Origin of the sequence: Rhodoferax sp. (assembly GCF_028689305.1) — a bacterium.
GTDB lineage: Bacteria > Pseudomonadota > Gammaproteobacteria > Burkholderiales > Burkholderiaceae_C > Rhodoferax.
The window spans coordinates 1-7018 of record NZ_JAQTWM010000131.1 but is presented as its reverse complement, the minus strand read 5'-3'; the positions used below and the strand labels follow the sequence as shown (position 1 = coordinate 7018).

The following is a 7018-nucleotide window of genomic DNA, read 5'->3' as shown; positions in this document are numbered from 1 at the left end:
ATCAGGTCGTCGATGATGCCGCCGTCGTCATTGAGCAGCAGGCCGTAGCGCTGTTTGCCCACGGGCAGGCCGATCACATCGACCGGTATCAGGCTCTCAAAAGCCGCTGCCGCCTCCGGCCCGACCAGACGCAACTGTCCCATGTGGGACACGTCAAACAGGCCCGCCGCCGTGCGGGTGTGTTTGTGTTCGGCGATCAGGCCGGCGGGGTATTGCACCGGCATCGAATAGCCAGCAAAGGGCACCATACGCGCGCCAAGCGCGACGTGCAGGTCATTGAGGGGAACGTTCAACAGTGATTCAGCGGATGCGGACATCAAGGCACTCCAGGGGGCAGAAAAGAAACCAGGGCAAAACAACAGCTTCACCTTGGGCTGCCCCCGCTGTCCGCTTTACCTGAGAGATTCGCCGGGTCAAGCCTGGCCGTGGGGCTGGGCTGACTGCGGGTTGCTCCTTCGGTGGACCTGGCACCCAACAACATGGGGCAAGGCCTCTCTCCAGTGGGGATGCGTCATCAGGTTCGGTGACCCGATGGCGTTTGTCAGTCCTTTTGCCTGAGCGTTCAAACTGCTGCAATCAGCGGCTCTGCGCCTTCGGCGGCCGCTTTTAGACTGGGGGTCTGCAAGCGGCTCTCTCCTGACAGCGTCAAATTCTACAGGCTAGTTGGGTGGCTGGCGGGTTGGTGGCGCCTTGTGTACCATTCAGGCGTGTGTGGCTCTGAGCAGGCGAAGTGATGAACATCTTGCATCGTTCATGGATGGCTGACGGGTGTGTGTGGTTGCTGGTGGTCCTGGTACTGGGTGGTTGCAGTACGCCGCCGTCCACGCCGGAGCAGCGGGTGGCATCGGTGTTGACCACGCCGAAGCGCCTGGATCGTGTATCGGCTTTCTCCGATGATCAGGCGCACGACGTCACGATGTATGCCGTTGGCTTGGTGGGGACACCCTACCGTTATGGCGGCAACACGCCCGACAGCGGTTTTGACTGCAGCGGCCTGATCCGGCACGTCTACCAGTCCAGAGTGGGGGTGGCGCCGCCACGCACAGTGGCGAAGTTGCAACACTGGGGTGAACCGATTGCGGGTGAACAGGTGCGCTCGGGGGATCTGGTGCTGTTTGCCCAGCATGACGAGGCCACCCATGCCGGCATTTATGTGGGGGACGGTCGTTTTGTACACGCACCGTCCAGCGGTGGCGAGGTGCGGCTGGATCGCCTGAGTGCCAGATACTGGGCCGCCCAACGTGTGACGTTTCGCCGTCCTTGAAAATCATGGTCTGTTGCGGCATTGGTGCCACAACACGGGGTGACGGCAGGTGGTGTTATGGACCAACGATAGCCAGGGTGCTGATAAAAGCGGTTTTGACGCACAGCCACGTTCCAGCCACGATCAGCCAGGACTTCCACTGCACCCGGGGAGTGTTGAACCGGTTTTCCGTCCAGGTGAAAACCAGCGAACAGACGGCACCAAACAACAGCCCGGTGAGCGCCTGATCCAACTTGTATAACCACAGCGGTTCAACGTCATCTTCAATGGGCTGAAACACGTGGACGACCAGACCAAACAGCACCCAGCGCACGGTGTACCCGCGCCAGCGGTACCACGGGCCAGTGGTGGGCTGGTGGGTTTTGTCGGGTGTCATCACATGTCCGCGTAATTGGGCCCGCCGCCGCCTTCCGGGGTGACCCAGACGATGTTCTGGGTCGGGTCCTTGATGTCGCAAGTCTTGCAGTGCACACAGTTGGCCGCATTGATCTGCAGCCGATCCGAACCGTCCTCGTTCTTGACAAACTCATACACCCCAGCCGGGCAATAACGCGCCTCGGGCCCGGCGTATTTGGCCAGGTTGATGTTGACCGGCACGCTGGCATCCTTGAGCGTCAGGTGCGCGGGCTGGTTTTCTTCATGCGCCGCACTGCTGATGAACACGCTGGAGAGGCGGTCAAAGGTCAGCTTGCCATCGGGCTTGGGATAGTCAATGGGCTGGCATTCTGCGGCAGGCTTGAGGTAGGCGTGGTCCGGCTTGTCGCGGCGCACCGTCCACGGCATGTTGCCGCCCAGGCCAAACTGCTCCAGCCCGTTCATCAAGGTGGCCACGCGCAGGCCGTATTTGAACCAGGATTTGAAGTTGCGAGACTTGTTGAGTTCGGCATGGAGCCAGCTGGCCTCGAACGCTTGCGGGTAGGCGCTCAGTTCATCTTGCGCCCGCCCACCAGTCACCGCCTCATACGCCGCTTCTGCACACAGCATGCCGGACTTGATGGCCGCATGGCTGCCTTTGATGCGGCTGACATTCAGGAAGCCCGCATCACAACCCACCAGGGCGCCACCAGGGAACACCGTCTTGGGCAGCGACAGCAGACCGCCGGCGGTGATGGCGCGGGCGCCGTAGGCGATGCGTTTGCCGGTGACTTCGCCTTGGTCGTTTTCCAGGTACCAGCGGATGTTGGGGTGGGTTTTCCAGCGCTGGAACTCTTCAAATGGGCTTAAGAATGGGTTTTGGTAGTTCAGTCCGGTGATGAAGCCCATGGCGATCTTGTTGTCGGCCATGTGGTAGAGGAAGGAGCCGCCGTAGGTGGTGTTGTCCAGTGGCCAGCCGGCGGTGTGGATCACCAGACCGGGTTCGTGGCGTGCTGGTTCCACTTCCCAGACTTCCTTGATGCCGATGCCGTAGCTTTGCGGGTCGCAGCCTTCGTCGAGGTTGAATTTGGCGATGAGTTGTTTGCCCAGGTGGCCGCGTGCGCCTTCGGCAAAGAGGGTGTATTTGCCCAGGAGTTCCATGCCGATCTGGAAGTTGGGGCCGGGCTCACCTGACTTTTCCACGCCCATGTTGCCGGTGGCGACACCTTTGACGGCGCCATTCTCGTCATACAAGACTTCAGCGGCGGCAAAGCCGGGGAAGATTTCGACACCGAGGGCTTCGGCCTGCTGGGCCAGCCAGCGGGTCAGGGCGCCCAGGCTGATGATGTAGTTGCCGTGGTTTTGGCTGCATTCTGGCAGCAGGAAGTTGGGGGTGCGGTAGCCGGTGGTTTCACTCAGGAAGAGCATGGCTTCGCCGGTGACAGGTTGGTGCAGGGGGGCACCCATGGCTTTCCAGTCGGGAAAGAGTTCGCTCAGTGAGCGGGGGTCCAGCACGGCGCCGGAGAGGATGTGGGCGCCGGGTTCGGAGCCTTTTTCCAGCACCACCACCGAGAGGTCCTGGCCTCGTTCTGCGGCCAGTTGTTTGAGCCGGATGGCACTGGCCAGGCCGGCGGGGCCGCCGCCAACGATCACGACGTCGTAGTCCATGGTTTCACGGGGGCCAAATTGGGTCAGGATGTCCTGAGGGGTCATGGTGAATGGTTTTATAAGGAAAATAGGCCTCTAGCCCGGATGGAATGGGTGCTTATAGCTATAAAAAATATAGTATTCAGACACGTTCCAGCAGCACGGCGATGCCTTGGCCGACACCAATACACATGGTGCACAGCGCGTAGCGGCCACCGGTGGCGTGCAGGCGGTTCACCGCCGTGGTGGCCAGCCGTGCGCCCGATGCCCCCAGCGGATGCCCCAGCGCAATCGCGCCACCCCAGGCGTTCACCCGTTCGTCGTCATCGGGCAAGCCCAGCAGGCGCAACACGGCCAGCCCTTGGGCGGCAAAGGCTTCGTTGAGCTCAATCACGTCCATCTGCGCCAAGCTCAGGCCGGTTTGGACCAGCAGCTTCTGGGTGGCGGGTGCCGGGCCAATGCCCATGATGCGCGGTGCCACGCCCGCCGTGGCCATACCCACCACGCGGGCCCTGGGTGTCAGCCCGTTTTTGGCGGCAGTGGCTTCATCGGCCAGCAGCAGGGCACAGGCACCGTCGTTCACGCCGCTGGCATTGCCCGCCGTGACGGAGCCGTCCGGGCGGACAATGGGTTTGAGCTTGGCCAGCGCTTCCAGCGAGGTTGCACGCGGGTGTTCGTCCTGGTCAACGATCAGTGCCTCGCCTTTTTTTTGCGCAATGCTGACTCCGGTGATCTCACGCGCCAGGTGGCCAGCTTGTTGCGCCGCCACCGCCCGCTGCTGGCTGGCCAGCGCCATGCGGTCCTGGGCTTCGCGCCCGATGCTGAATTCATCCGCCACGTTTTCAGCGGTTTCAGGCATGCTGTCCACGCCATAACGCTCTTTCATCAGTTTGTTGACGAAGCGCCAGCCGATGGTGGAGTCATACACCGCGTTGTTGCGGCCAAAGGCGCTCTCTGCCTTGGGCATGACAAACGGCGCCCGACTCATGCTTTCAACGCCACCGGCAATCATCAGCGTGGCTTCACCGGCCTTGATGGCGCGGGCTGCCGTGCCGACCGCATCCAGGCCCGAGCCGCACAGGCGGTTGAGGGTGGCCCCGGGCACGTCCACTGGCAAACCCGCCAGCAAACTCACCATACGGGCCACATTGCGGTTGTCTTCACCGGCCTGGTTGGCGCAGCCGTAGAGCACATCGGTGACGGAGGCCCAATCCACCTGGGGGTTGCGGGCCATCAGCGCCTTGAGGGGAATGGCGCCGAGGTCGTCGGTGCGCACGCTGCTCAAGGCGCCGCCGTAGCGGCCAATGGGGGTGCGAATGGCGTCACAGATAAAAGCGTGGGTCATGGTTTGTTTCTCAAAAGACGGGTTCAGAGTCAGGTTTCAGTCCAGCAGCACGGACAGATCCGCCAGCACAAAGCCGTGCCCGGCCTGGGCGGCCAGGGTGTGCAGGTCTTGCGTCAGTGCGGCGCGATCCTGCTGGCGTGCCCAGAACACCGGGCCACCCTCCCAGCGCGGAAAGCCGTAGCCCTGTACCAGCACCACATCGATGTCGGAGGCGCGGCTGGCCACCCCCTCACTGAGCAGCAACGCGGCTTCATTGACCATGGCCAGCAAGGCCCGGCGCTGGATCTCAGGGGCCGTCAAGGCCCGGCGCGGGATGCCGCGCCGGGCCGACGCCTGGGTGATGAGGTCGCGCACGGTGGCATCGGTGGTTTTGACCTGCCGCACCTCGGTGTAGGTGTAATAGCCGGCACCGGTTTTGCGCCCCAGCCGGCCTTGTTCACACAGCTGGTCGAGGATGGCCACATAGCGCTCACGCGGGTCACGCGTGGCGGCTTGTGCCTTGCGCATGCGCCAGGCAATGTCCAGGCCGGACAGGTCGGCCACGGCAAATGGTCCCATGGCCAGACCAAAGGCCTGCAGCGCGCCGTCCACGTCTTCGGGCCAGGCCCCGTCTTCGAGCATGAACTCACACTGCCTGCGGTAAGCGTTGTAGATGCGGTTGCCGATAAAACCAAAGGCATTGCCGGTGAGCACCGGCAATTTCCTGAGCTTCTTGCCCAGCGCCATGCCGGTGGCCAGCACATCCGCCGATGTTTGTCTGCCACGCACCACCTCCAGCAGCTTCATCACGTTGGCAGGGCTGAAGAAATGCAGGCCCAGCACGTCTTGCGGGCGTTGGGTGGCGCTGGCGATGGCGTCCACGTCCAGGTACGAGGTGTTGGTGGCCAGCACCGCGCCCGGACGGGCGTGGGCATCGATTTTTCGGAACACCTCGTGTTTGACCGCCAGGTCTTCAAACACGGCCTCGATCACCAGATCTGCCGCAGCCAGTTGCGCCCAGTCGGTGCTGGGGAGCAGGCGTGCTTCTGCGGCGGCGGCCATAGTCGCCTTCATTTTCCCGGCCTGGACACGGTTTTGGTAATGCTCGGTCACCCGCTGCTGGCCGCGCTTCAGGGCGGCATCGTCCTGCTCCAGCAAGATCACCCGCAACCCGGCATCCAGCGCACAAATGGCAATGCCAGCGCCCATGGTGCCTGCGCCAATGATGGCCACGGTGTGGACTGTGCGTGGCTCCGCCTGCCAGGCCAGCGGCAATTTACCGGCTTCGCGCTCGGCAAAAAACTGGTAGCGCAGTGCTTGGGACTGGCTGCTGGATTGCAATTGCAAAAACAGTTCACGTTCACGGCGCAGACCGGCCTGCCAGTCACCGGCAGCGGCGCTCAACGCTTCCAGCTGGGCGGCGTAGGCGTGTTGCAGGCGTTGGCGCGGTGTGAGTTTGGCTGCTTGCTCACGGACAAATTGCTGCACCTGTTCAGGATCGAGCGAGCGGTCACAGGCTTTGGGGAAGGGGGCTCCCAGACTGGCGAGATCAGCGGCCCGTTGCAGCGCGGCCGACAACAGATCATCGGCCACCACCTGGTCCAGCAAACCGGACTCGGCCAGTTGTTGGCCGGTTTGTGGCGCGCCGCTCTGGATCATGGTTAAGGCGGTGGCCAAGCCAGCCAGGCGGGGCAAACGCTGTGTACCGCCTGCGCCGGGAATCAGCCCCAGGTTGATTTCCGGCAGGCCGAGTTTGGCCGTCTCCAGCGCCACACGGCCATGGCAGGCCAGGGCCAGCTCCAGCCCACCGCCCAGCGCCACACCGCTGAGGGCGGCCACCACCGGCTTCTGGCAAGCCTCAATTTGCGCCAGCAACTGGCCAATCATCGGCTCAACGCGCTGCAAGGGGGTGCCAAATTCGCTGACATCTGCCCCGGCGGAAAACGCTTTGGCATGACCCACCAGCACGATGCCGGTGATCGCCGGGTCTGACTCGGCTTGGCGCACGGCGGCGGCAAGGTGTTGGCGCAAGGCTGCGCCCAGGCTGTTGACCGGGGGGTGATTCAGCGTGATGACGGCAATGGTGCCGTGAAGTTCATACATGATGTGGTGCAGTACTGACAGAGAAAGGAAGGGGTCCTACAGTGCGGCCACCAACTCAGGCACAGCGGTGAACAGATCAGCCTCCAGGCCATAGTCAGCCACGCTGAAGATCGGCGCCTCGGGGTCCTTGTTGATGGCCACAATCACCTTGCTGTCCTTCATGCCCGCCAGGTGCTGGATGGCGCCGCTGATGCCCGCGGCAATGTAGAGCTGGGGCGCCACAATCTTGCCGGTCTGGCCCACTTGCCAGTCGTTGGGGGCATACCCAGCATCCACCGCCGCACGGCTGGCGCCCAGGGCCGCACCGAGTTTGTCGGCCAACGGCA

At 63.1% G+C, this 7018-nt stretch carries 6 protein-coding genes, 1 pseudogene and 2 riboswitches; of the genes and pseudogenes, 1 reads left to right on the top strand and 6 read right to left on the bottom strand.

From position 1 onward, the window contains the following. Positions 1 to 317: pseudogene (gene gcvT, locus PHW99_RS17485) on the bottom strand (glycine cleavage system aminomethyltransferase GcvT); the annotation flags it as partial. 56 nt (positions 318 to 373) lie between these two features. Then, positions 374 to 511: riboswitch (glycine riboswitch) on the bottom strand. Between the two features lie 21 nt (positions 512 to 532). After that, a riboswitch (glycine riboswitch) is annotated at positions 533 to 649 on the bottom strand. A gap of 84 nt (positions 650 to 733) precedes the next feature. Here gcvT and PHW99_RS17480 point away from each other — a divergent pair. After that, entirely contained in the window at positions 734 to 1264 is a 531-nt protein-coding gene (locus PHW99_RS17480) for a C40 family peptidase (protein WP_300180658.1), read from the top strand. A gap of 55 nt (positions 1265 to 1319) precedes the next feature. Here PHW99_RS17480 and PHW99_RS17475 read toward each other — a convergent pair whose 3' ends face one another. From PHW99_RS17475 to PHW99_RS17455, 5 genes are all read right to left on the bottom strand, one after another. Next, a complete protein-coding gene (locus PHW99_RS17475; protein ID WP_300180655.1) occupies positions 1320 to 1640 on the bottom strand; it encodes a hypothetical protein in 321 nt (106 codons plus the stop codon). Beyond that, positions 1640 to 3331 (bottom strand): electron transfer flavoprotein-ubiquinone oxidoreductase, encoded by a 1692-nt coding sequence (locus tag PHW99_RS17470; protein WP_300180652.1) that lies wholly within the window; start codon positions 3329 to 3331, stop codon positions 1640 to 1642. Before PHW99_RS17470 ends, PHW99_RS17475 begins: the two co-directional genes overlap by 1 nt. Positions 3332 to 3407: 76 nt before the next feature. Further along, the gene (gene pcaF, locus PHW99_RS17465; protein WP_300180649.1) at positions 3408 to 4610 is read right to left on the bottom strand and encodes a 3-oxoadipyl-CoA thiolase; all 1203 of its coding nucleotides are present in this window, start codon (positions 4608 to 4610) and stop codon (positions 3408 to 3410) included. Between the two features lie 36 nt (positions 4611 to 4646). Further along, a complete protein-coding gene (locus tag PHW99_RS17460) occupies positions 4647 to 6692 on the bottom strand; it encodes a 3-hydroxyacyl-CoA dehydrogenase NAD-binding domain-containing protein (protein ID WP_300180646.1) in 2046 nt (681 codons plus the stop codon). A 36-nt stretch (positions 6693 to 6728) separates the two neighbouring features. Beyond that, on the bottom strand, positions 6729 to 7018 hold a 290-nt coding region (locus tag PHW99_RS17455; protein WP_300180643.1), incomplete at its 5' end, for an FAD-binding protein.